Here is a 22732-nt window from a genome sequence, read left to right as displayed (position 1 = left end):
CCCCTTACTGCGTCAGTCGGTCCAGAATGCGCGGTCCGAGATCGGTGACATCGCCCGCGCCCATGGTGAGAACGAGATCACCGGGCTTCGCCATTCCCGCGACCACCGCCGGCACCTCCGCCTTGTCGCTGACCGGCGTCACGTCCGCGCCCGCGGCCCGCGCCGCGTCGATGATCAGCTCGCTCGTCACGCCGGGGATCGGGTCCTCGCGGGCCGGGTAGATGTCGAGGACGACCGAGGCGTCCGCGAGGGCCAGTGCCTGGCCCATCTCCTTGCCGAGTTCCTGCGTGCGGGAGAACAGATGGGGCTGGAAGACGACCAGGATCCGCGACTCGCCCGCCGCGGCCCGCATCGCCTCCAGGTCGGCCGTCATCTCCGTGGGGTGGTGGGCGTAGGAGTCGATCACCTGGACCCCGGCCGCCTCCCCCTTCAGCTGCAGCCGGCGCTTGACCCCCGTGTAGGCCGCGAGGGCCGGGGCCAGTTCGGCGGCCGGGACACCCATTGCGACGCCCGCGGCCAGCGCGGCGACCGCGTTGTGCGCGTAGTGGCGGCCGGGGACGGACACGGTGAAGGTGAGCTCCTGCCCCTCCAGGAGGAGGGTCACCTCGCTCTTCAGGCCCTGCGGCACGACCGACAGCACCCGTACGTCGGCGTCCTGCGCGTCGCCGTACGTCACCGTCTTCACCGCACCCGCCAGCCGCCGCGTCAGTTCGCGCGCGCCCTCGTGGTCCGCGTTGACCACCAGCGTGCCGCCGGGGACGATGCGGCCCGCGAAGGTCTCGAAGGACTCGTGGATCTCGTCCATCGAGGCGTAGTTGGCGTGGTGGTCGAGCTCGACGTTGAGGACGATCGCGACCTCGGGCGCGTACTTGTGGAAGCTGCGGTCCGATTCGTCCGCCTCGGCGACGAAGATCTCGCCCTCGCCGTGCAGGGCGTTGGAGCCGGGCGCGTCCAGGTCGCCGCCGATCGCGTACGACGGCTTCAGGCCGAGCGTGCTCAGCGACACCGCCAGCATCGAGGTCGTCGTGGTCTTGCCGTGGGTGCCGGCGACCGCGATCGGGCGCAGACCGTCCATCAGCGCGGCCAGGGCGTCGGAGCGGTGCACGACCGGGATGCCGAGCTCGGCCGCCCGGGCCAGCTCCGGGTTGTCCGCCCGGATCGCCGACGACACGACGACACAGCTCGCGTCGTCGGCGATGTGCGCGGCCGCGTGCCCGATGTGCACCGTCACGCCCAGGTCCCGCAGCGCGCCGGCGGTCGCGGACTCCTTCGCGTCACTGCCCGCCACCTTCGCCCCGCGCTGCGCGAGGATCTTCGCGATCCCCGACATCCCGGCCCCACCGATGCCGATGAAGTGCGGTCGATCCATGGCGGGAGGGAGGCCGGGTGCCATGCGTTTCTCCTGTGCGTGCTGCGTACGACGGACGTTCAGCCGCCACCCTATGCGAGGCGGGTGCCCGCACCTCCCTCAAGCCGTCACGCCTTGCTGTGCGAGAACAGCTTCAAGACCGGCACCCCCACCTTGTGCCGCGCACGCGACGCCCAGTCCCGATGGAAGAACTCCTCCACGTAGTGGGGATCGGTGAGCACGATCACCTCATCCGCACCGACCTCGGTCACCAGCCCCTTGAGCGCGTCCAGCGGATGATCCTCGATCAACCGCCCCTCGGCCTCGCTCCCGGAGGACCGCAGCGCCTGCAGGGACACCTCCAGGGCCCGGGTGCCGAAGTCCTTCGCGGCGTCCCCTTCCGGGACCTCGCGCTCCCGCGCCGCCTCGTCCAGCTCGCCGAGCGCCACGTCGTCGATGGCCCGCAGCAGGCGGTCCGCCTGATCGCCGCGGGGCTGGAGCAGCACGTGGAAGAAGACCTCCTCGTCCCCGTGCAGGCCGGTGACGAACTCCACGTCTGCGGACGTCAGGGCCTTCTCGATCATCAATACGCTTGTGAACACCGGGCGCCCCTTCTGCGGAAACCATCCTGCCCCGTGGTGTCACGGGGACTGCGAAATTCAGTGTGCCCGCCCGACACCAAGCGGAACGGCTGATTCCGCCGTTTTCGGGACCGAAGGCACCGCTGACCGAATATCAGGTCCGCCGGTAACGGGTGAAGAGAAACCCCTCCTCCTCCAGGACCGACGCGAGGACGAGGCGCTGCGGGACCGCGACCGGGGGACCGCCGGCGACACGCTGCGCGTCGCCGGCGGTGAGCATCGGGGACACGGCCAGGCACAGCTCGTCCAGTACCCCGGCGGCCACGAACTGCCCCAGCAGCCGGGGACCGCCCTCCGTCAGCAGCCGGGTGTGCCCCAGCTCCCCCAGCTCCCGCACGAGACGGACGGGGTCGACTCCGACGCCGTCGCCGGCGATCACCACCCGCGGCCCCGCCTTCTCGGCCGCGGCGATGCGGTCGGGCGGTGCCGCCGCGCCGGTGAGGATCAGGGTGGGCACCAGGGGCTCGGCGAAGAGGGACGAGGACAGGTCCAGGTCGAGGCTCGCGCTCACCACCGCGATCGCCGGCGCCACCGTCTGCCCGGCCGCCTTGCGCCGCTGCGCGAAGTCGGCCCGTTCGCGGGCGGGCCGGTACCCCTCCTGCCGTACCGTTTCCGCGCCCACGATCACGACGTCCGCCAGCTGCCGCAAGGTGCCGAAGATCCGCATGTCGGCCGCGCTGGAGATGGGCCGCGAGCCGCCGTCGTGCTGGGCGGCGCCGTCCAGCGTGGACACCATGTTCGCCCGCAGCCAGGGCACGGGCCCCGCGCCGCCGGCCGGTTCGGGGTAGGCGTAGGCCGCGGCGAGTTCGGCGAAGCTCCACTCGCCGTCACCGTGCGTGTTCGGCACTGTCTCATCGGTCACAGGGAACAGGCGTCGCATGTCGTGCAGTGTGGCACGGCGCTTAGCATGGTGAACCGTGTCGTCCTCCCCTTCCGCCACCGACCGCAGTCCGATAGCCGACGCGGGGCCGCTGTCGCTGTGCGACCGCATGCCGCACGTCCCCGCGGACCGGCTGGTCGCCGAGATGGTCCCCCCGCCGCGCTTCGACTCGGTGCGCTTCAGCACCTACATACCCGACCCGAACCAGCCGAGCCAGACCGAGGCCGTCGCAGTCCTCGAGAACTTCGCGGCGGGCCTCGGCGGGGCGCACGCCGTGGGCGGCTCGAAGCGTGCGGGGCGCGGTTTCCTCGGACTGGGGAGGGCCAGGGCACCGAAGCCCCCGGCCGGTCCGCGCGGCGTCTACCTCGACGGCGGCTACGGCGTGGGCAAGACCCATCTGCTCGCCTCCCTGTGGCACGCCACCCCGGCGGAGCCCGCGCTCAAGGCGTTCGGCACCTTCGTCGAACTGACCAATCTGGTCGGCGCCCTGGGCTTCCAGCAGACCGTGCAGACCCTCTCCGGCCACCGGCTGCTGTGCATCGACGAGTTCGAGCTCGACGACCCGGGCGACACGGTCCTCGTGTCCACGCTGCTGGGCAGGCTGGTCGACGCCGGTGTGGCGCTCGCCGCCACCTCCAACACCCTCCCCGGCAAGCTCGGCGAGGGCCGGTTCGCGGCGGCCGACTTCCTGCGGGAGATCCAGGGCCTGTCCGCCCGCTTCCGCACCCTGCGCATCGACGGCGAGGACTACCGCCACCGCGGTCTGCCCGAGGCACCGGCGCCCTTCTCGGACGAACAGGTCACCAAGGCGGCGTACGCCACCCCGGGCGCCTCGCTCGACGACTTCCCGCGGCTTCTCGCCCATCTCGCCAAGGTCCACCCCAGCCGCTACGGCGCGCTGACCGGCGGACTGAGCGCCGTCTGCCTCACCGATGTGCAGCCCGTCCCCGACCAGTCGACGGCGCTGCGGCTCGTCGTCCTCGCGGACCGGCTCTACGACCGTGAGGTGCCGGTCCTGGCCTCCGGGCAGCCCTTCGACCGGCTGTTCGGCGAGGAGATGCTGAACGGCGGCTACCGCAAGAAGTACTTCCGGGCGATCTCCCGGCTCACCGCGCTGGCGCGCGACGCCAAGGGACTCACCGAGAGCGACTAGTTCTCGCCACCCCAGCAGCGCATTTCAGGCTCTCTTGGGTTCGCAGCGTGAAGTTGACCCTGCAAAGAACCTCGCCGGGTTAACCTGCTTCTTGACCAGCCGTTGACTCGCTGCAGACCTTTCATTGGCCAATGATTGAGCTGCCTTTGGTGCGATCGAACGGCGCGAAGCACCTGGAAGGGGGCGCATGTTCCGCATCGCCGCGGGCCGGAGTGCGCTCGCGCTCCTTGCCGCGACCCTGCCCGCCGTCCGGTTCTTCGCTCTCGCCGAACCCTTCGCATCCGCGCACACGATCCGTCAAGCCGAGGCCAAAGCAGCGCCCGAAAACGAACGCTGACAGCAGAGCAGTACCCCCACTTCTGTCCTGCCCACACCGACGCGCACCCCGCGGCGCGCCAGGAGGAGTCACACACCATGCAGCCCCTCATCGACAACGCCCGTCTGTTCGGACAGCGCCCTGAGGAGTTCGCCAAACTCGCCGAAGGCCAGTCCCCGCAGGTGCTCTTCATCACCTGCTCCGATTCCCGGGTCGTCCCGGCCCTGATCACCGGCGCCCGCCCGGGCGAGCTCTTCGAGCTGCGCACCGCGGGCAACATCGTCCCGCCGTACACATCCGCGCACCCCACGAGCGAGGCCTGCACCATCGAGTACGCGGTCCAGGTGCTCGGCGTGCGCGACATCGTGGTCTGCGGGCACTCGCACTGCGGCGCCGTCGGCGCCCTGGTGCGCGGCGACGACCTGAACGCCGTACCGGCCGTGCGGGACTGGCTCACCCACGCCACCCCGCGCCCGGCGGGTGAGCAGCAGGATCCGGCCGTCGCCGAGGGCGTGCAGGGCCACGTCCTGACCCAGCTGCTGCGACTGCGCTCGTACCCCTGCATCGAGAAGAAACTGGGGGACGGCCAACTGGCCCTGCACGCCTGGTTCTACGAGGTCCACACCGGCGCCGTCCGGGCGCACGACCCGCAGACCGACGCCTTCACGGCCCTGTGAGCACCGCGATGAGGACGATGCTCAGGACGGCGTTTTCGCGGCACCCCCATCTGCGGCAGGACTTCGCCGCCTCACTGGTCGTCTTCCTGGTCGCGCTGCCGCTGTGCGTGGGCGTGGCCGTCGCCTCGGGTGTCCCGGCCGAGCTGGGCCTGGTCACCGGCATCGTGGGCGGCCTCGTCACCGGCCTCATGCGCGGCAGCAGCCTGCAGGTCTCCGGGCCCGCGGCGGGCCTGACCGTGCTGGTCCTGGAGGCCGTGCGGGAGTTCGGGCTGCCGGTCCTCGGCGTGCTCGTGCTCGCCACCGGCCTGCTCCAGATCCTGATGGGCGTCCTGAAGCTGGGGCGCTGGTTCCGGGCCATCTCCGTCTCGGTCGTCGAGGGCATGCTGGCCGGCATCGGACTCGTACTGATCGCCGGGCAGCTCTACTCGATGGCGGACGCGGCGGCGCCCGCGTCCGGCCCGGAGAAGCTGGTCCGGCTCCCGGGCGCGCTCGTCGGCGCCCTGGGCAGCGCCCGGCCGCTCACCTCGCTCCTCGTGGGCGCCGGCACCATCGCCGTGCTGGTGCTGTGGGCGCGGATGCCGAAGCAGCTGCGCGCGATCCCCGCGCCGCTCGCCGCGGTCGGGCTCGCCGCACTCGTCACGGTGGTGTTCTCGCTGCGGGTCGCCACGGTCGAGGTGCACGGTCTGCTGGGCTCCGTCCAGCCGCCGCCACCGAGCGCCTTCGGTCACCTGACGGACGTCGGTGTGCTCGGCACCGTCGTCGCCTTCACCCTGATCGCCTCCGCCGAGTCGCTGTTCAGCGCCGCCGCGGTGGACCGGCTGCACCGCGGCCCGCGCACCGAGTACGACAGGGAGCTGGTCGCGCAGGGCGCGGGCAACGCCCTGTGCGGTGCCCTCGGCGCCCTGCCGATGACCGCGGTGATCGTGCGCAGCGCGGCGAACGTCCGGGCGGGCGCGCGCACGAAGGCGTCCCGGGTGCTGCACGGCATATGGCTGCTGCTGTTCGCGGCCCTGCTGCCGGGCGGCCTCGCCTACATCCCGATCCCGGCCCTCGCCGGCGTGCTGGTGTACTCCGGCGCCAAGCTGATCCCCCTGCGCGGGCTGGTGACGCTGTGGCGCGAACACCGCGGCGAGGCGCTGATCCTCGTGGCGACGGCCGTGTGCATCGTCGCGGTCAGCATGTTCGAGGGCGTGCTGATCGGTCTGGCGCTCTCGGTCGTCAAGGCCGCCTGGGAGGCCTCGCACCTCAAGCTGGAGATCGTCGACAAGGGCGCGGGCCCGGTCCAGGCCCATCTGTTCGGCAATGCGACCTTCCTCAGGCTGCCGAAGATCCTCGACAGCCTGGAGGCGCTGCCCCAGGACCGCCCGGTGGAGCTGGACATGACCGGGCTGCACCACCTGGACCACGCCTGCCGCACCGCACTGGAGAGCTGGGCCGAGCGGCACAGCGCGGCCGGCACCGAGCCGGTCCGGGTGACGGCGCCGACGGAACAGGCCCGGCCGACAGAGCCGTAGCCACCCTGCTCACCGGTCCCGGAGCCCGTCGTGGTCCGGGACCGGTGACCGGGCATATCGTTGCAGGAGCAGACATACGAGACCTCTGATGGTGCGAGACCTCTGACAAAGGGGGTCGTCATGGTTCCCGAGCTGGTGACGGCGGTCGTGGCAGCCGGTTCCGCGGGGGTGGTCTACCTCGCGGCCGCGGCGCGGGTCGTCAAGCAGTACGAGCGCGGTGTGGTGTTCCGCCTGGGCCGGCTGGCCGGTGAGGTGCGATCACCCGGCTTCACCATGATCGTCCCGTTCGTGGACCGGCTGAGCAAGGTCAACATGCAGATCGTCACGCTGCCCATTCCCGCGCAGGAAGGCATCACCCGCGACAACGTGACCGTGCGCGTGGACGCCGTCGTCTACTTCAAGGTCGTCGACGCGGCGGCGGCGCTCGTGAACGTCGAGGACTACAAGTTCGCGGTCTCCCAGATGGCGCAGACCTCCCTGCGCTCGATCATCGGCAAGAGCGACCTCGACGACCTGCTCTCCAACCGCGAGAAGCTCAACCAGGGACTGGAGCTGATGATCGACAGCCCGGCGGTGGAGTGGGGCGTGACCATCGACCGCGTCGAGATCAAGGACGTCTCCCTGCCGGAGACGATGAAGCGCTCGATGGCCCGGCAGGCCGAGGCCGACCGTGACCGCCGGGCCCGCATCATCAACGCGGACGCCGAACTCCAGGCCTCGAAGAAGCTCGCCGAGGCCGCCCAGCAGATGGCGGACACCCCCGCCGCGCTCCAACTGCGGCTGCTGCAGACGGTGACGGCGGTCGCCGCCGAGAAGAACTCCACGCTCGTCCTGCCCTTCCCGGTGGAGCTGCTGCGCTTCCTGGAGAAGGCGCAGGAGCATCCGCAGGACGACCGGCTCCCCGGGCGCGCCGAGGACGGCCGCCGACTGGAGCCGTGACACGAGCTACGCGCGTGGTTCCCGAGCCGGGCAGCGGGTGATAGACACAGCGGGGTCACAGTTCCTGTCCGCCAGCAGGAAGGTTGCACCCCCATGTCTGCGACACGACGTCAGATCCTTGCCCGATCCGGTGCCCTGGGAGCAGGGATCGCCTTCACCGGCGCCCTGTCCGAACTCTTCGCCGGAACCGCCGCCGCGCAGGACCTCGGCCACAGCGGCTACGGCCCCCTCGTCCCCGACCCGGACGGCCTCCTCGACCTGCCGAAGGGCTTCCGCTACAAGGTCCTCTCCCGCGAGGGCGACCAGCTCCGCTCCGGCGAGGGCACCGTCCCCTCCAGCCACGACGGCATGACCGCCCTGCCCGCCGGGCGCGGCCGGGTCCATCTGGTCCGCAACCACGAGAACCGCCCCACGGCGACGCACGCCGTCCCGACCGTCGCCGGCCTCACCTACGACCCGCAGGGCAAGGGCGGTTGTACGGCGCTGACGCTCGACGGGCACAACAACGTCCTGTCGGAGCGGGTCGCCATCGCCGGTACGGCCGTCAACTGCGCGGGCGGGCCCACCCCGTGGGGCACCTGGCTGACCTGCGAGGAGACCGAGGACAAGGCCGGCACCAGCGGTTACACCAAGGACCACGGCTTCATCTTCGAGGTCGACCCGGCCGACCCGCACCGCACCGGCGCCGTACCGCTGACCGCGATGGGCCGCTTCCAGCACGAGGCGATCGCGATCGACCCGAGACACGGGGTCGTCTACGAGACCGAGGACGCCTTCCTCAAGCCCTTCGGCCTGTTCTACCGCTTCCTGCCGAACAAGCCGAAGGGCGGCGTCGGTTCACTGCGCGCGGGCGGCCGGCTGCAGGCGATGCGCGTACCGGGCGTACCCGATCTGTCCACCGTGCAGGAGACCGGCACGACCTTCGACCGCATCGAGTGGGTGGACGTACCGGACCCGCTGGCCGCCGAGACCCCCGTGCGGCTGCAGGACTTCGGACCCAAGGGCATCACACACGCGCAGAAGCTGGAGGGCTGCTACTGGGGCGGGCGGTGCGTGTACTTCGTGTCGTCGTTCGCGCACAGCGCCGAGGGCTCGGCGGCCGACCACTTCGGCCAGATCTGGCGCTACGACCCCGCCGCGCGCCGGCTGACCCTGGTGATCGTCTTCGGCCCGGACACCGACGTACAGCTGCCCGGCGAGTCGCCGGACAACATCTGCCTCGCGGCCGGCGGCGGCCTGATGGTCTGCGAGGACGGCAACGGCGCCCAGCACGTCTTCGGCGTCACCCGGCACGGCGAGGTCTACGCGATGGCCCGCGGAAGACAGAACATCGGCACACCGGACGCCCCGGAGTGGGGCGAGTTCGCCGGGGTCACCTTCTCCCCCGACGGACGCACGATGTACGTCAACTGCTACACGCCGGGCACGACGTTCGCCGTCACGGGGCCCTGGCGCAGGTAGCGGCGGCACAGCGGCGCGACTAGCGTTCCGTCCATGCAGCGCAGGCTCGTGATCGTCGCCCTCGCGGCGGCAGTGGGGCTCGCCTCCGGGTGCGGGGACGACGGCGACGACTCGTCGGCCCCCGCATTCGGCGCCTCCGAGCGGCTCACCCTGTCCAGCTCGGCGTTCGCCGACGGCGGCACGATCCCGCGCCGCCACACCTGCGACGGCGAGAACATCTCGCCCCCGCTGTCCTTCTCCAAGGTGCCGTCCGGCACGAAGAGCCTCGCGGTCCTGGTCGAGGATCCCGACGCCCCGCGCGGCCCCTTCACGCACTGGGTGGTGTACGACGCGGACCCGTCGCAGACCCGCTGGCCGGCCGGGCAGGTGCCGCGGGACGCCGCCCAGGGACGCAACGGCTTCACCAAGAACGGCTATTCGGGCCCCTGCCCGCCCCAGGGCAAGCCGCACCACTACGTCTTCTCCGGTTACGCCGTCGACCGCGCCCTCCGTCTGCCCTCCGACGCCTCGGCCGACGACCTGAAGCAGGCGCTGAAGGGCCACGCCCTCGCCTACGGCTCCCTGACCGGACGCTACGGCCGCTGACCCACCGCCGACGAAGGGGAAGAACCCGTGCCCGAGCAAGGCAAGACCCCTCTGCGCAAGCTGCTGCGCGTGCCCGCCGGCGGCGTCGATCTGTCGGCGTACGACGCGGGGGCGAAGCCCGGCGGCCCACGGGACAAGAAGGCGGGCCTGGCCGCCACGGCCGACATGGGCGAGGAGCTCGCGGGCCTCCAGGACCGGCTGTGGGCGTCGAGCACCGCCGGTGACCCGCGCCGGGTGCTGCTGGTGCTGCAGGGCATGGACACCAGCGGCAAGGGCGGCACCGTCAAGCACGTCATCGGGATGCTCCACCCGTACGGCACCCACACCAAGGCGTTCAAGGCGCCCACGGCCGAGGAGCGGGAGCACCACTTCCTGTGGCGCATCGAGAAGGAGGTCCCCCGGGCCGGCGAGATCGGCACCTTCGACCGCTCCCACTACGAGGACGTCCTCGCCGTCCGCGTCCGCGAACTCGCCCCGCCCGAGGAAATCGAGCGCCGCTACGACGAGATCAACCGCTTCGAGCAGCGCCTGGCCGACGACCGGGTCACCCTCGTCAAGTGCTTCCTGCACATCTCCTACGAGGAGCAGCGCCGCCGTCTGCTGCGGCGCCTCGACCGCACCGACAAGCAGTGGAAGTTCAGCCCCGACGACATCGACGACCGCGCGCTGTGGCCCGCGTACCAGAGGGCGTACGAGATCGCTCTGAGCCGCTGCAACGCCCCGCACGCCCCCTGGTATCTGATCCCGGCCGACCGCAAGTGGTACCGGAACTGGGCGGTGGGACGGCTGCTCCTGGAACATATGCGGGCCCTGGATCCGCAGTACCCGAAGCCGGGCTACGACGTGGAGGAGTGTCGGCGGCGGCTGCTCGGGGAGTGAGCGGGCCGGTCCTGGGTGAGCGTGCCGGGTCTGGGTGAGCGTGCCGGTCCGCTGATTGCCCGTTTTGCACCGTTATGTTCATGCGGTGATCATTCAAGTACGCCACGTGGCCGCCCTCTGCGCTCTCGCCTGTGCAGCCGGCGCCGTGCTCACCGCCTGCGGCGCGCCCGACGCGCCCCCCGCCGCCCGCCCGGCGCCCTCCGCCTCCTCCGCCGCGCCGTCCCGGCCGCCCACCCTCGCTCCCGGCCCCGCCGGGCTCGCCCGCGTCTTCGAGCACGGCCCGCGCACGCGGGGCAGGACCGTCGCGCTCACCTTCGACGCCGACATGACCGCCGACGAGGGGCCGCGGGCCGAGGCGGGCGAGCGGTTCGACAATCCGCAGCTGATCGCGACGCTGCGGCGGCTGAAGGTGCCGGCGACCGTGTTCATGACCGGGCGATGGGCCGAGGAGTATCCGCGACAGGCACGCTCCATCGGCCGCGATCCGCTCTTCGAAGTGGCCAACCACTCCTACAGCCACTACGCCTTCACCGGGAGCTGCTACGGCCTGCCGACCCTCTCCGTGGACCGGCTGCGCCCGGACGTGGAGCGGGCGTACACCGCACTGCGCCGGGCGGGAGTGCCGAACGCGATGCCGTACTTCCGCTTCCCGGGCGGGTGTTACGACCGGCAGGCGCTCAAGGCGCTGGCTCCGACCGGCGCCACCGCCGTGCAGTGGGACGTGGTGAGCGGGGACGCGTTCGCGACGGACGCGGACGCGGTGGCCCGGCAGGTGCTGGACGGGGTGCGGCCGGGCTCGGTCGTCGTCATGCACTGCACCCGCAGCGCGGCCCCGGTCACCGAGCGGGCCCTCCGCACGATCGTGCCCGAGCTGCGCGCACAGGGCTTCCGGTTCGTGAAGGTGTCCCAGCTGATCGGCGCCACGAGCGGACACCGCTGACCGCCTTACCCTGAAGACATGAGCGACGACAGCGACGACACCTACTGCCTGATCGACGCCACCAGGCCCCCCAAGGCCGACGGCCCGCCCTACGCCGACTGCGTCCTGTGCCGCAAACCGACCGAATACCCGGAGTCGTACAAGGGCATCACGTTGTGCCCGGTCTGCGAGTGGCAGGAGGCCCAACGCACAGCCTGCTCCGGCTGATCGACCGATCGGGCCGAGCGGCGTGACGACAGCGCGCACCCCACCGCTGGCACCACCGCCGCGGCCGACCGGAGCAGAGGCACACGGACTTCCGGGGATCACCATGTGCGCGGTGTACGAGTAGCGGGAGGCACGGCGCACCGCCGGCTCGGGCCGAACGGCCCGTCAGGTCGAGCGGCGGGACAACAGCGCGCCGCAGCGAGCACGGTTGCCGCGGCCGGCCGGAGAGGGCACAGGTACGCTGCCCCACCGCGAGCCCGCTACCAGGCCGCTGACCGGCGCCTGGGCGAGTCGCCGCAGCGACAGCAGCGCGGCAACAGGACGGCGACTCGGGCGAGCGGCTGCTCAAGCCGCGCGCCAGGACGGGAGCGTGCAGGCCACCGCGGTCGCCGGCACCGCCAGGACGGCTGCCGCGGCCGACGGGAGCGGCGGCAAAGGCGCCTGGGCCGGTGGATCCCGAACCCACCACCGGCAGCAGCGCGGGCCCGGCACCTCGGGCTGGTTGCCCGGTCAGGTCGAACGTCGGGACGACAGGGTGCACGCCGTCGCTGTTGCCGCTGCCGCTAGGGCGGTGGCTGCGGACAGGGGTAGTAGGGGGGCGGGGACCTTGCCCGACTGTGAGCCCGTGACCAGGCCGCTGACTGCTGCCTGGGCCGGGGAGCCTGTGGCCACCGCTGAGAGGAGGGCGGCGAGGAGCATGGTGGGGACGGCGCGGCCGGGGGTGCGTAGTACGGGCCAGTTGGTGAGGGCGCCGACGGCTGTGCCCAGCAGGGCGCAGGCCAGGGTGGCGAGGAGGCCGGCCGCGGCAGCGGGGAGCAGGGGTACGCGCGTGTGGTGGTCGGTGGTCGTCGGGTCGCTGATCAGCGTCACGAGGAGGGTCGCGGCCGTACCGAGCGCCGTAGCGGCCGTCAACGCCACCAGGAGCCGGGCCAGATGCGTTCGGCCGGGCCCGGACGCGGCGGCCACGCACGCGCGTGCCGCGGGCGGTTCGACGGTCACGCAGATCCGCACCAGCCAGGCGGCGACGGGCAGCAGCGCCGCGGCCGCGTAGCCGAGCGAGTCGAGCACCGGCTGCCCGCCCTGGACGCCGATGCCGAGGAAGGCCGCGTACAGGATGACCGGCGGCAGCCAGCGCTGCGAGCGCAGGAGGAGGGCGGCCTGGTAGCGCAGGAGGGCGATCATCGGTGGCTGTCCTTGTCGAGGGGGTGCACGCCCGCCACGTGCCACGGCGGCCGGGCCGTCAGCAGGGCGTGCAGCACGACGTCCGAGTGGGACGCGGGGACGGTGAGGCGGTGACGCCCCGGCGCGTGCTCCTCGGCCGAGAAGAGCGCGCCCAGTGCGCCGGCGGGCGGCTGCGCGCCCTGCGGGCCGTGCGCCTCGATCACGACCAGCGGGCCGTCGTCCGGTACGGAGGCAGCAGACGTACGCCTCTCCAGCGCGCCGTCGCGCACGGTGTACATGGTGTACGGCGCCCCCGCGAGGCGCCGCGGATCGTGGTCCACGAACACCACGGCCCCGCCCCCGGCGGTGCGCTCGGCCACGGCCCGTTCGAGCTCCGCGCGGGCCGCGGCGTCCAGGCCCGTCCAGGCCTCGTCGAGGACGAGCAGCTCCGGCTCGGCGAGCAGCGCCTGCGCCACGGCGACCTTCTGGCTGCTGCCCTTGGAGAGCCGGGCCATCGGGGTGCGGGCGTACCCGGCCGCGCCGAAACGCTCCAGCCACTCCTCCGCGGCGCGGGCGGCGGCGGTGCGGGACAGGCCGTGGACGGCGCCGAGGTGGGTGAGATAGCCGTGCGCGGTGAAGGGGAGCGCCGCCGGGAAGCGTTCGGGGACGTAGGCGGTGCGGGGGCGGCCGATGACACGCCCCTCGGTGGGGGCGTCGATGCCGGCGAGCAGCCGCAGCAGTGTCGACTTTCCGGTGCCGTTCGCTCCTTCGACGCGGGTCAGCGTCCCCGGCGTCACCGCGAGGTGGACCCCGCGCAGGACCCAGGGGCCGCGCAGGCCGTAGCGGCGGCCGACGCCGTCCAGCCGCAGATCGCTTCGCATGCAGGCATCCTCGCAAAGAAGCACTGTCCCACGCCCTTAGGGTTGACCGATGTGAGCCATGATGTGACGTCCTCCGCCGACAGCCCCTTCCGCTCCGAGCCCAGCGAGCGCGACCAGGCACCCCAGTTCGTACTCCCCCTCGTCGTACGCATCGAGAAGACCGCGCCACCTGCGCGCACCGACGCGCTGGAGACCGCCGCCCGTGCCGTACTGGTGATGCTCAGCGACGAGCGGTCCCTCGGGGACGGCGAGTGGGCCGAGGCGGTGCGGGACTGGCAGGACGCCCGGATCCGCAAGGTGGTGCGGCGTGCCCGCGGCGCGGAGTGGCGGCGGGCCGAGGCGCTGCCCGGCATCACGGTGAGCGGGAAGACGGCCGAGGTGCGGGTGTTCCCGCCGGTTCCGCTCGACGGCTGGCCCAAGGACCTGGTCAAGCTGCAGGTGTCCGGCACCGATCTCGACGACCCGGAGCCCCCGGCCCGCCCGGATGGCACGCTTCCCGTCCTGTGGCTCAACCCCGGTCTGGACATGTCCGCGGGCAAGGCGATGGCACAGGCGGGCCACGCCGCCCAACTGGCCTGGTGGGAGCTGTCGGACGAGGAGCGCACGGCCTGGCGCGAGACCGGCTTCGCCCTCGCCGTGCGCACCGCCGACCCGGCCCACTGGGACGAACTGACCTTGGCCGGGCTGCCGTTGGTGCGCGACGCGGGCTTCACGGAGATCGCCCCCGGCTCGTGCACGGTGGTGGCCGATCACCCGGCGCTGCGCTGAACAACCTCGAACAACCTCAAATCTTGCTCTGAAGGTGCGCGGGTCGGGATTCGGCTCCCGGCGGCGGGGCCATACCTCCGTCACGTCGACGCTGACGTACCGAAGGAGACGCATCGCCGAGGACGATCACCGGATCGAGACGCAGCCGGGTGTCGGGACACGGCCGGACATCGGGACACGGCCGCACATCGGGACACGGCCGGACGCCGGGACACGGCCGAGGAGGGGGAAACACCATGGAGCGACTGGGAACGGGCATCGGATGGCGGCCGGAGATCGCGGACGCCGTGGAGCGCATGCCGGGCATCGACTGGGTCGAGGCCGTGTCCGAGAACGTGTGCCCGGGCCACCTCCCCGACTCGCTGCAGCGTTTGCGCGCCCGCGGCGTCACCGTGGTCCCGCACGGCGTCTCGCTGGGCCTCGGCGGCGCGGACCGCCCGGACGCCGGGCGGCTCGCCGCGCTGGCCGAGCGGGCCGAGGCGCTGGGCTCGCCGCTGGTCACCGAGCACATCGCGTTCGTACGGGCGGGCGGCCCGCTGACCGCCTCCCCGCTCCTGGAGGCCGGGCATCTGCTGCCCGTGCCGCGCACCCGGGACGCCCTCGACGTGCTGTGCGAGAACGTCCGCATCGCGCAGGACGCCCTGCCGGTGCCGCTCGCCGTCGAGAACATCGCCGCACTGATCTCCTGGCCGGGCGAGGAGATGACGGAGGGGCAGTTCCTGTACGAGCTCGCCGACCGGACGGGCGTACGGCTCCTGATCGACGTCGCCAATCTGCACACCAACCACGTCAACCGCGGCGAGGACCCGGCCAAGGCGCTGGCCGAGCTGCCGCTGGAGGCCATCGCGTACGTCCATGTCGCGGGCGGCTTCGAGCGCGACGGCGTCTGGCACGACAGCCACGCCCACCCGGTGCCGCGGCCGGTCCTGGACATCCTGACCGACCTCGCCTCACGCGTCGCACCGCCGGGCGTGCTGCTGGAGCGGGACGAGAACTTCCCCGAACCGGCGGAGCTGGAGGGCGAGTTGACGGCGATCCGCCTCGCCGTGGAGAAGGGCGCGGCCGTGCGGGCCGAGGCCGCGACGCCCACCGGCCACGACACCCTGGCCACCCCCTCCGCGGCCACCGACGCCGCCCGTCAGCGCCTCGGACTCGCCCAGGCCGCTCTGCTGTCCGCGCTCGTCGCCGGGACGCCCGTGCCGGAGGGGTTCGACCGGGTGCGGCTGGGGGTGCAGGCGCGGGCGCTCGCCGGGAAGCGCGCGGACGTGGTCGCCAAGGTCGCGCCCGAACTGCCACAGATCCTCGGCGAGGCGTACCGGCCCGGCTTCCTCGCGTACGCCCACGGGCACCCGATGACGGGCGGCTACCGCCGGGACGCCCTGGACTTCGCCGCGCATCTGCTGCTCGACGGACATCTCGCGGAGGGCGCCGTCCGGCGGGAGCTCAGGGCGTGGTGGCTGGAGCGGTCGGGGCCTGTGCCGCGGTCGCAGCGGCCCGCGGTGCGTGCGGCGAGGGCGGCCCGGCGGGTCCTGCTGCACCGCTGACCGGGCCGGAGGGGCGGTCGAACCCCGCAGTAATATGCGGTGCCGTACAGGAGGCACCATGCGACCGCGACCACCTCTTGAGGGACGAGGCATCCTCAGCGGCACCGGCATCATCGTCATCGGTCTGCTGGCCACGCTGATCGCGCTGGTCTTTCCGATCTGGTCGTACGCGGACCGTTCGGGGACCGGCGTCAGCACGCTGAACGCCGGGAGCGTGCCGACGCGGTACGGACCGCTGTCCGCGCTCGACCGGGACTTCGTCACGAAGGTGCGGCTGGCCGGGCTGTGGGAGCTGCCCGCCGGGCAGGAGGCCGAGCAGAAGGGCACCACGCAGGCCGTCCGCACGGCGGGCGAGCACCTCGTCGTGGGGCACACCTTCCTGGACCAGCGGGTGCGCGACGTCGCCGCCAAGCTCGGCCTCCAGCTGCCCAACGAGCCCAACGCCCAGCAGAGGCAGTGGCTCTCCACCCTGAACGCCGCCCGCGGCACGGACTACGACCGCGACTTCGTCAACATCACGCGGCTGTCGCACGGCAAGGTGTTCTCGGTCGTCGCCGAGGTCCGTGCCACCACCCGCAACTCGCTGGTGCGTGCGCTCGCGGACGACGCGAACACCACCGTGCTCGACCACATCAAGGTCCTGGAGGCCACGGGATACGTCGACTGGGACGCGCTGGCCCGGGACATGGCCATGGCGAGCACGCCCCCGCTGACCAGCTCCCCCGCCCCGCCCGGCCCGACCGCGGACCCGAGCCCGGCGACCCCGCTCACGGGCTCCCCGTCCCCGACCTATCCGCTGCCGCCGGCCGCCACCAGCCCGCCACCGCGGTAGCCGCCGCCCGTTCCCCTTCAAACGGAACGTCACATACGGACAACGCTCCGTCCCGGATGGTGAACAGGGCATGGCGTTCCACCGGGCATCTGGCATAGAAACGCGGCATGTTCTGGGTCCTTCTCCTGCTGCTGGCCTGGGCCACCGCCGGCATCGCCTGCACACGACTGTGCCTGGCCGCCGTACGCGCCGCGGCGGCCGACGCGGACGACCACGGGTCGGCCCGGCGTCATGAGCTGACCCTGTACGAGGCCGCTTTCCTGTCCGGCGGACCCCACCGGGTCGCCGATCTGACCATGGTCTCCATGGCCCGTCAGCGTCGGCTGCTGCTCGCCCACACCGGCTGGGCGACCGTGGTCGACCCACGCGGCCGGGACGACATGGAGCGCTCCGTCATCGGGGCCATCGGGCCCGGGGGACAGAGCCGCATCGCCCCGGTGCGCGACGCCACCGCCTCCGCCGACGCCGTCTCCGGTCTCGCCGACCGGCTGGTGGACGCCGGTCTGGCGGTGCCCGCCGGCGCCCGGACCACGGTCGCCGCCGCGGTGCGCCAAGTGCAACTCGCCTCGGTGGCGGTGCTCGTGCTGGGCGCGGTCGCCCTGCTGGTGCCCGCCCAGCCGGACATGTCGCGCGGCCTGGTCGCCCTGTGGTTCGCGCTCCCGCTCGCGCTGACGCTGAGCTGTCTGGCCATCGCCCGGGTCGAGGTCCACCCGTACTCGCGCTGGGCCTCACCGGCGGGGCAGCGGCTGCTCGGGGCCCTCACCCGGCGCACGGCGGGCGGTGACGACCGTACGTACCTCACCACCGTCGCCGTACGGGGCGTGCGCGCGATCGGCGAACCCGACCTGCGCGCGGCCCTGTCGCATCGCGGCCGGCCGTGGCGTGAACCGCACATCGGGGGCGCATAGGGGGCATTGGCGCCGAACCGCCGGGTCGGTGCTTGCGTTCTCCATACACCGTACGAAACATCCCTTTTGTCGCTGCCATGCCTCGAAGGGATACGTCATGAGAGCTGCCGCCCTCCACTCGGTCGCCGGGTCCTTGCTCCTGACGGCCCTGGCCCTGGCCCCGGCCGGCAGCGCACCGGCGGCACCGGCCGCGCCGGCCGCCCTCGGCGGGGCCGAGCAGCAGGGCACGGCGGCGGCCGCCGCGCGGGCCGCGGCCACCGGCATCGCCTTCGGCAAGTGCGCCGACGTCAAGGACATGCCGGGGGCGATGCAGTGCGGCACGGTGTCCGTCCCGCTGGACTACGCGCACCCCAGCGGCAAGCAGATCAAGCTGACGGTCACCAAGGTCGCGGCCACGCACAAGGATCCGCACAACAGCAAGCGCCACGTGCGCCGCCAGGGCGCCCTGGTCTACAACCCCGGCGGGCCGGGCGGCGACGGCCGGTACTTCCCGCTCGTCGGCCTGCTCCCGGAGTGGAAGCGCATCGCGGCGGCCTACGACCTGATCGGCTACTCCCCGCGCGGAGTCGGCCGCTCCGCTCCCCTGTCCTGCGAGGACCCGGGGCGCTTCTTCAAGGCGCCGTCACAGGCGCCCACGCACCCCTCGGAGTCGTACAAGAAGGAGCGCATCGCCCAGGCGAAGGCCTACGCCCAGGGCTGCGCCAAGCGGTCCGGCAGCGGGCTCAAGCACTTCAACTCCCTCAACAACGCGCGTGACCTGGACGTCATCAGGGCGGCGCTGGGCGAGCGGAAGCTGACGTTCATGGGGGCGTCGTACGGCACCTACTTCGGGGCGCTCTACGCGACCCTGTTCCCCTCGCACGTACGGCGGATGGTGTTCGACTCGGCGGTGGACCCGACGCCGGAGCAGATCTGGTACCGCAACAACCTCGACCAGTCGGCGGCGTTCGAGAGCCGCTGGACGGACTTCCGCAAGTGGATCGCCCGGCACCACGACGTGTACGGCCTGGGCAGGACGGTGGCCGCGGTCCAGCACAGCTACGCCAAGGCGAGCGCCCAGCTCGCGGCGGAGCCGGCGGGCGGCAAGGTGGGTCCCGCGGAGCTGCAGGCCGCGTTCCTGTCGGCGGGGTACTACGACGACTACTGGCCGACGCGTGCGCAGGCGCTGTCGGCGTATCTCAAGGGCGATGCGAAGCCGCTGATCGAGCAGGCGGGGCCGGCCACGGAGGCTGCGGCCGAGGCGGAGAACTCCAACGCGGTGTACACGGCCGTCGAGTGCAACGACGCGCCCTGGCCGACGGACTTCACGGTCTGGGACCGGGACAACACCCGGCTCTCGCGCGTGGCGCCGTTCGAGACCTGGGACAACGTGTGGATGAACCTGCCGTGCGCCTACTGGCCGACGTCCCGTCAGCAGCCGCTCGACGTGCGGACCGCGCCCGGTCAGCTGCCGCCGACGCTGATCCTGGCCGCCGAGCGGGACGCGGCGACGCCGTACGAGGGCGCCCTGGAGATGCACCGCCGGCTGTCCGGCTCGGTGCTGGTGACCGAGCGGGACGCCGGCACGCACGGCATCGCCGGCGGCCCGAACAAGTGCGTCAACGGCTACCTCGACGCCTACCTCCTGCAGGGCCGCACCCCTCACCAGGACGCATCCTGCGCCCCACACGCGGAGCCCAAGCCGAAGCCGCAGGCCGACCGTGCCCAGCGGGCCGCCCTGAAGGAGTCCCTGAAGGGCAAGGCCGCCCGGGGCTGACGGTCAGGCGAGGCCCGCGACGAGGTCCGCGACGTCCTTGCGGCGGCCCGTGTAGAACGGGATCTCCTCGCGGACGTGCCTGCGGGCCTCGGAGCCGCGCAGGTGGCGCATGAGGTCGACGATGCGGTGCAGTTCGTCGGCCTCGAAGGCGAGAATCCACTCGTAGTCGCCCAGCGAGAACGAGGCGACCGTGTTGGCGCGCACGTCCGGGAAGCCGCGGGCCATCTTGCCGTGGTCGGCGAGCATGCGGCGGCGGTCCTCGTCGGGCAGCAGGTACCACTCGTAGGAGCGCACGAAGGGGTACACGCTGATGTAGTTGCGCGGCGTCTCGTCGGCGAGGAACGCGGGGATGTGCGAGCGGTTGAACTCGGCGGGGCGGTGCAGCGCCATGTTCGACCAGACGGGCTCCAGGGCGCGGCCCAGCTTCGTGCGGCGGAAGAGGTTGTACGCCTCCTGCAGCTGCTCGCTGGTCTCCGCGTGCCACCAGATCATGAGATCGGCGTCGGCGCGCAGACCGGACAGGTCGTAGGTGCCGCGGATCGTCACGTCCTTGGCGGCGAGCTGGTCGAACAGCTCCCGGACCTCGTCGGCGTAGCCCGCGCGGTCCTCGGGGAGCGCGTCCTTCAGCTTGAAGACGGACCACAGGGTGTAGCGGATGACCTCGTTGAGATCCTTGGCCAGCTTGCCCTTGTTGGGGATCCTCGCGGCCTCGGTGGTGGGGGCGTCGTCACTCATGTCCCTTATTCTCCCGCTCCGCCGTGCAGACTCTGCACCGGGTTGGCGGTGAGCTCCTGCACACCGCTCAGGTCGCCGTGGACCTGGTCCACCGCGGCGTACGCGCTCGCGATGCACGCCGGGATTCCCACGCCGTCGTACTGCGCGCCGCACACGGCGAGGCCCGGCAGCTTGGCGACGTGCTCGCGGATGCGGGCCACGCGCGCGTGGTGGCCGACCGGATACTGGGGCAGGCCGTCGGTCCAGCGCGTGACGCGGGTCGCGACCGGGACCGCGTCGAGGCCGGTGGCCTCGCGCAGGTCGCGGCGGGAGACCTCCACCAGGTCGGCGTCCTCGCGGCCGAGGATCTCCGTCTCGCCGTAGCGCCCGACCGAGGTGCGCAGCACGAGCAGGTCGGGGTTGTCGTCGGCGATCCAGCCCCACTTGCGGGAGGCGAAGGTCGACGCCTTGATGGTGCGCCCGTCGACGGGCGGCACCAGGAAGCCGCTGCCCTCGGGCAGGGCCGCCTCCGTGCGGCGGTAGGCGAGCGTGATCAGGGCCATGGAGGCGTACTCCACGGTGGCCAGCTCGGTCGCGGCTGCCGGGGCCTCGGCGCGCAGCAGCGCGGCGGCGGCCGGGGCGGGCACGGCGACGATCACGGCGTCCGTGTGCAGCTCGCGCTCGCCGGCGACGACGCGCCAGCCACCGTCCTCCTGCCGGCGCAGCTCGCTCACCGGCGCCCCGGTGACGATCTCGCCGCCGCGCGCCCGCACCGACTCGGCGACCGCGAGCGGCAGGCTGCCCACGCCGCCCTCGATGCCCATGAACACCGGTCCGGTCTGCTGGGCGGCGGACGCGCGGGCCTGGATCTCGCGGACCGCCCGGGTGATCGAGTCGTGCGTCGTCGCGGCCTGGTAGAGCTGCGGGACCGCCGAGCGCATCGAGATGCGGTACGCGTCGCCCGCGTAGACACCGCCGAGCAGGGGTTCCACCAGGCGGTCGACGACCTCCCGGCCGAGCCGTGCCGCCACGTACTCCCCCACCGCGATGTCGTCGCCGACCTCCGTGCGGGGCAGGTCGGCGTCGCGCTCGATCCGGGCGAGGCCTTCGTCGGACAGCAGGCCGGCCAGGGCGGTGGCGGTGCCGGGGACGCCCATGACATGGCCCTTGGGCATGGGGCGCAGGGCGCCGCGGGTCCAGATCGAGGCCGTGGCGGTGGCCGGTGGCTGGAGCCGGTCCTCCAGGCCCACCTCGCGCGCGAGGGCCACCGCTTCGGGCCTGCGGGCCAGCATGGACTCGGCGCCGAGGTCCACGCGCGTGCCCGCGATCTCGCCGGGCAGCAGCTTGCCGCCGACCCGCTCCGAGGCCTCCAGGACCGTCACCCGTGCCCCGCGCCCCAGCAGCCGGTGGGCGGCGGCCAGCCCGGCGATCCCGGCTCCGACAACGACGACCTGACCCGTACGGGACTCCACTTCGCGCATGTCCCCAGCCTCTCAGACCCCACTGACAGACCGTCCGCCACCCGTCGTCCGGCGCCCGGTGTCCTGCGCGAGTCCCGACCGTGACCGCATCGGGACCGACCGGGTCCAACGTCCGGGCCCCTCCCGGCGTCGAAGGAGCGTCAGTCGTCACAACCCCGGGGGTTCCGCACATGCGCTCACGACAACCCGTACGACCCTTCCCGGCCCTGGCCGGGGTCCTGCTCGCCGCGGCGCTCGCGCTGACCGGATGCAGCGGGGCGGGCGGCACGGACTCCGGTGGGAGCGCCGCCGACGACAAGGCCGCCGCGAGGAGCGAAGCGCAGGGGCCCGCCCAAGGCGCCGAGAAGGACGCGGGCGGCGCCAAGGCCACCCGCGCGCCGAAGCTCACCAGCAGCATCATCCGTACCGCCTCCCTGACCGTCCAGGTCAAGGACGTGCCCAAGGCCCTCGACGAGGCCCGCACCACCGCCGAGACCGCGGGCGGCTACGTCGGCAACGAGACCACCACGCGCGACGGCAAGGGCCGTGAACGCACCCGTGTCGTGCTGCGGGTGCCGGTCGACCAGTACGACGACGTCCTCGCCGATCTGCAGGGTGCGGGCAAGCTGCTCGACCGGACCGCGAAGGCCGAGGACGTCACGGACCAGGTCGTCGACGTGGAGAGCCGCATCAAGTCTCAGCGGGCGAGCGTGGCCCGGGTGCGTGAGCTGATGGACCAGGCCACTCGGCTCAGCGATGTGGTGGAGCTGGAGGGCGAGTTGAGCACGAGGGAGGCCGATCTGGAGTCGCTCCTCGCGCAGCAGGCGTCGCTGAAGGACCGTACGAGCCTCGCCACGATCACCCTCTCCCTGTCCGAGACCCCGGTGAAGACGGCCGCAAAGGACGACGACCCCGGGTTCCTGGACGCCCTCGCGGGTGGCTGGGGGGCGTTCGTGACGATGCTGCGCTGGCTCGCGGTGGCGCTCGGGGCGGTGCTGCCCTTCGTGGCGGTGGCGGCCCTGATCGTGCTGGCGTGGCTGCGGCTGGTGCGTCCCCGGCTGCCGCGCCGCCCTGCCCGCGCGCCCGCGACGAGCGCGCTCGGCCCGCTGCCGTCGGCCCCTCGAGCACCGGGTGGCGGCCCGCGGCCGGGAGGTGAGCACGACTGAAA

General features: G+C 72.7%; 23 protein-coding genes. 16 read left to right on the top strand and 7 right to left on the bottom strand.

Annotated elements, in window-relative coordinates; all coding sequences use genetic code 11:
- Positions 1-4: 4 nt before the first annotated feature.
- The 3 genes from murC to MQN93_RS01035 all read right to left on the bottom strand — a co-directional run bounded on the left by murC (position 5) and on the right by MQN93_RS01035 (position 2869).
- The gene (gene murC / locus MQN93_RS01045) at positions 5-1393 is read right to left on the bottom strand and encodes a UDP-N-acetylmuramate--L-alanine ligase (RefSeq protein WP_242707890.1); all 1389 of its coding nucleotides are present in this window, start codon (positions 1391-1393) and stop codon (positions 5-7) included.
- 83 nt (positions 1394-1476) lie between these two features.
- Positions 1477-1950, bottom strand: coding sequence for a hypothetical protein (locus tag MQN93_RS01040; RefSeq protein ID WP_016432042.1), 474 nt, complete (start codon positions 1948-1950; stop codon positions 1477-1479).
- Between the two features lie 133 nt (positions 1951-2083).
- Positions 2084-2869 carry a pyrimidine reductase family protein gene (locus MQN93_RS01035; RefSeq protein WP_242707889.1) on the bottom strand — a complete coding sequence of 262 codons (786 nt, stop codon included), beginning with the start codon at positions 2867-2869 and terminating at the stop codon, positions 2084-2086.
- 37 nt (positions 2870-2906) lie between these two features.
- On the opposite strand from MQN93_RS01035, the gene zapE reads away from it, so the two are divergent.
- The 10 genes from zapE (at position 2907) to MQN93_RS00985 (ending at position 11540) form a co-directional block, all read left to right on the top strand.
- Positions 2907-4022 carry a cell division protein ZapE gene (gene zapE / locus MQN93_RS01030; protein WP_242707888.1) on the top strand — a complete coding sequence of 372 codons (1116 nt, stop codon included), beginning with the start codon at positions 2907-2909 and terminating at the stop codon, positions 4020-4022.
- 187 nt (positions 4023-4209) lie between these two features.
- Positions 4210-4359: a hypothetical protein gene (locus MQN93_RS01025; RefSeq protein WP_016432045.1), complete on the top strand. Its 150-nt coding sequence runs from the start codon at positions 4210-4212 to the stop codon at positions 4357-4359.
- A 77-nt stretch (positions 4360-4436) separates the two neighbouring features.
- Positions 4437-5015, top strand: coding sequence for a carbonic anhydrase (locus MQN93_RS01020; RefSeq protein ID WP_016432046.1), 579 nt, complete (start codon positions 4437-4439; stop codon positions 5013-5015).
- 8 nt (positions 5016-5023) lie between these two features.
- Positions 5024-6529, top strand: a complete 1506-nt coding sequence (locus tag MQN93_RS01015) for a SulP family inorganic anion transporter (protein ID WP_242707887.1) — start codon at positions 5024-5026, stop codon at positions 6527-6529.
- A 120-nt stretch (positions 6530-6649) separates the two neighbouring features.
- Entirely contained in the window at positions 6650-7468 is an 819-nt protein-coding gene (locus tag MQN93_RS01010; RefSeq protein WP_016432048.1) for a slipin family protein, read from the top strand.
- A gap of 93 nt (positions 7469-7561) precedes the next feature.
- Positions 7562-8929, top strand: coding sequence for a PhoX family protein (locus MQN93_RS01005; RefSeq protein WP_016432049.1), 1368 nt, complete (start codon positions 7562-7564; stop codon positions 8927-8929).
- A gap of 33 nt (positions 8930-8962) precedes the next feature.
- A complete protein-coding gene (locus MQN93_RS01000) occupies positions 8963-9514 on the top strand; it encodes a YbhB/YbcL family Raf kinase inhibitor-like protein (protein ID WP_242707886.1) in 552 nt (183 codons plus the stop codon).
- A gap of 27 nt (positions 9515-9541) precedes the next feature.
- Entirely contained in the window at positions 9542-10393 is an 852-nt protein-coding gene (locus tag MQN93_RS00995; RefSeq protein ID WP_242707885.1) for a PPK2 family polyphosphate kinase, read from the top strand.
- An 85-nt stretch (positions 10394-10478) separates the two neighbouring features.
- Entirely contained in the window at positions 10479-11333 is an 855-nt protein-coding gene (locus MQN93_RS00990; RefSeq protein ID WP_242707884.1) for a polysaccharide deacetylase family protein, read from the top strand.
- Positions 11334-11351: 18 nt separating this feature from the next.
- The gene (locus MQN93_RS00985; RefSeq protein ID WP_016432053.1) at positions 11352-11540 is read left to right on the top strand and encodes a hypothetical protein; all 189 of its coding nucleotides are present in this window, start codon (positions 11352-11354) and stop codon (positions 11538-11540) included.
- Between the two features lie 510 nt (positions 11541-12050).
- On the opposite strand, the gene MQN93_RS00980 is transcribed toward MQN93_RS00985, so the two are convergent.
- Positions 12051-12722, bottom strand: coding sequence for an ABC transporter (locus MQN93_RS00980; RefSeq protein WP_242707883.1), 672 nt, complete (start codon positions 12720-12722; stop codon positions 12051-12053).
- Positions 12719-13582, bottom strand: a complete 864-nt coding sequence (locus MQN93_RS00975) for an ABC transporter ATP-binding protein (RefSeq protein WP_242707882.1) — start codon at positions 13580-13582, stop codon at positions 12719-12721. Before MQN93_RS00975 ends, MQN93_RS00980 begins: the two co-directional genes overlap by 4 nt.
- Before the next feature lie 51 nt (positions 13583-13633).
- Between MQN93_RS00975 and MQN93_RS00970 the strand changes: the two genes are divergently transcribed.
- From MQN93_RS00970 to MQN93_RS00950, 5 genes are all read left to right on the top strand, one after another.
- Entirely contained in the window at positions 13634-14350 is a 717-nt protein-coding gene (locus MQN93_RS00970; RefSeq protein WP_242707881.1) for an aminoacyl-tRNA hydrolase, read from the top strand.
- 236 nt (positions 14351-14586) lie between these two features.
- Positions 14587-15894 carry an MbnB/TglH/ChrH family RiPP precursor modification enzyme gene (locus MQN93_RS00965; protein WP_242707880.1) on the top strand — a complete coding sequence of 436 codons (1308 nt, stop codon included), beginning with the start codon at positions 14587-14589 and terminating at the stop codon, positions 15892-15894.
- Positions 15895-15952: 58 nt separating this feature from the next.
- Positions 15953-16726, top strand: coding sequence for a DUF4142 domain-containing protein (locus MQN93_RS00960; RefSeq protein WP_242707879.1), 774 nt, complete (start codon positions 15953-15955; stop codon positions 16724-16726).
- A gap of 107 nt (positions 16727-16833) precedes the next feature.
- On the top strand, positions 16834-17634 hold the full coding sequence (locus MQN93_RS00955; protein WP_016432059.1) for a TIGR04222 domain-containing membrane protein: 801 nt from the start codon (positions 16834-16836) through the stop codon (positions 17632-17634).
- Between the two features lie 97 nt (positions 17635-17731).
- Positions 17732-19390 (top strand): alpha/beta hydrolase, encoded by a 1659-nt coding sequence (locus MQN93_RS00950; protein WP_242707878.1) that lies wholly within the window; start codon positions 17732-17734, stop codon positions 19388-19390.
- A 3-nt stretch (positions 19391-19393) separates the two neighbouring features.
- On the opposite strand, the gene hemQ is transcribed toward MQN93_RS00950, so the two are convergent.
- Both hemQ and hemG read right to left on the bottom strand, forming a co-directional pair.
- The gene (gene hemQ / locus MQN93_RS00945) at positions 19394-20125 is read right to left on the bottom strand and encodes a hydrogen peroxide-dependent heme synthase (protein WP_242707877.1); all 732 of its coding nucleotides are present in this window, start codon (positions 20123-20125) and stop codon (positions 19394-19396) included.
- Positions 20126-20130: 5 nt separating this feature from the next.
- Complete coding sequence (hemG, locus tag MQN93_RS00940; protein WP_242707876.1) at positions 20131-21585, bottom strand: protoporphyrinogen oxidase; 1455 nt, start codon at positions 21583-21585, stop codon at positions 20131-20133.
- Between the two features lie 170 nt (positions 21586-21755).
- On the opposite strand from hemG, the gene MQN93_RS00935 reads away from it, so the two are divergent.
- Positions 21756-22730 (top strand): DUF4349 domain-containing protein, encoded by a 975-nt coding sequence (locus MQN93_RS00935; RefSeq protein WP_242707875.1) that lies wholly within the window; start codon positions 21756-21758, stop codon positions 22728-22730.
- Positions 22731-22732 lie beyond the last annotated feature (2 nt).

This window comes from Streptomyces spinosisporus (genome assembly GCF_022698145.1).
GTDB classification, from domain to species: domain Bacteria; phylum Actinomycetota; class Actinomycetes; order Streptomycetales; family Streptomycetaceae; genus Streptomyces; species Streptomyces spinosisporus.
This window is presented reverse-complemented; position numbering and strand designations above follow the sequence as displayed.

Excerpts from the sequence above, each read along its gene's own strand:
- murC (WP_242707890.1), bottom strand. The coding sequence starts at position 1,393 with ATGGCACCCGGCCTCCCTCCCGCCATGGATCGACCGCACTTCATCGGC.
- MQN93_RS01035 (WP_242707889.1), bottom strand. The coding sequence starts at position 2,869 with ATGCGACGCCTGTTCCCTGTGACCGATGAGACAGTGCCGAACACGCAC.
- MQN93_RS01025 (WP_016432045.1), top strand. The coding sequence starts at position 4,210 with ATGTTCCGCATCGCCGCGGGCCGGAGTGCGCTCGCGCTCCTTGCCGCG.
- MQN93_RS01020 (WP_016432046.1), top strand. The coding sequence starts at position 4,437 with ATGCAGCCCCTCATCGACAACGCCCGTCTGTTCGGACAGCGCCCTGAG.
- MQN93_RS01015 (WP_242707887.1), top strand. The coding sequence starts at position 5,024 with ATGAGGACGATGCTCAGGACGGCGTTTTCGCGGCACCCCCATCTGCGG.
- MQN93_RS01010 (WP_016432048.1), top strand. The coding sequence starts at position 6,650 with ATGGTTCCCGAGCTGGTGACGGCGGTCGTGGCAGCCGGTTCCGCGGGG.
- MQN93_RS01005 (WP_016432049.1), top strand. The coding sequence starts at position 7,562 with ATGTCTGCGACACGACGTCAGATCCTTGCCCGATCCGGTGCCCTGGGA.
- MQN93_RS01000 (WP_242707886.1), top strand. The coding sequence starts at position 8,963 with ATGCAGCGCAGGCTCGTGATCGTCGCCCTCGCGGCGGCAGTGGGGCTC.
- MQN93_RS00985 (WP_016432053.1), top strand. The coding sequence starts at position 11,352 with ATGAGCGACGACAGCGACGACACCTACTGCCTGATCGACGCCACCAGG.
- MQN93_RS00980 (WP_242707883.1), bottom strand. The coding sequence starts at position 12,722 with ATGATCGCCCTCCTGCGCTACCAGGCCGCCCTCCTCCTGCGCTCGCAG.
- MQN93_RS00975 (WP_242707882.1), bottom strand. The coding sequence starts at position 13,582 with ATGCGAAGCGATCTGCGGCTGGACGGCGTCGGCCGCCGCTACGGCCTG.
- MQN93_RS00965 (WP_242707880.1), top strand. The coding sequence starts at position 14,587 with ATGGAGCGACTGGGAACGGGCATCGGATGGCGGCCGGAGATCGCGGAC.
- MQN93_RS00960 (WP_242707879.1), top strand. The coding sequence starts at position 15,953 with ATGCGACCGCGACCACCTCTTGAGGGACGAGGCATCCTCAGCGGCACC.
- MQN93_RS00955 (WP_016432059.1), top strand. The coding sequence starts at position 16,834 with ATGTTCTGGGTCCTTCTCCTGCTGCTGGCCTGGGCCACCGCCGGCATC.
- MQN93_RS00950 (WP_242707878.1), top strand. The coding sequence starts at position 17,732 with ATGAGAGCTGCCGCCCTCCACTCGGTCGCCGGGTCCTTGCTCCTGACG.
- hemQ (WP_242707877.1), bottom strand. The coding sequence starts at position 20,125 with ATGAGTGACGACGCCCCCACCACCGAGGCCGCGAGGATCCCCAACAAG.
- hemG (WP_242707876.1), bottom strand. The coding sequence starts at position 21,585 with ATGCGCGAAGTGGAGTCCCGTACGGGTCAGGTCGTCGTTGTCGGAGCC.
- MQN93_RS00935 (WP_242707875.1), top strand. The coding sequence starts at position 21,756 with ATGCGCTCACGACAACCCGTACGACCCTTCCCGGCCCTGGCCGGGGTC.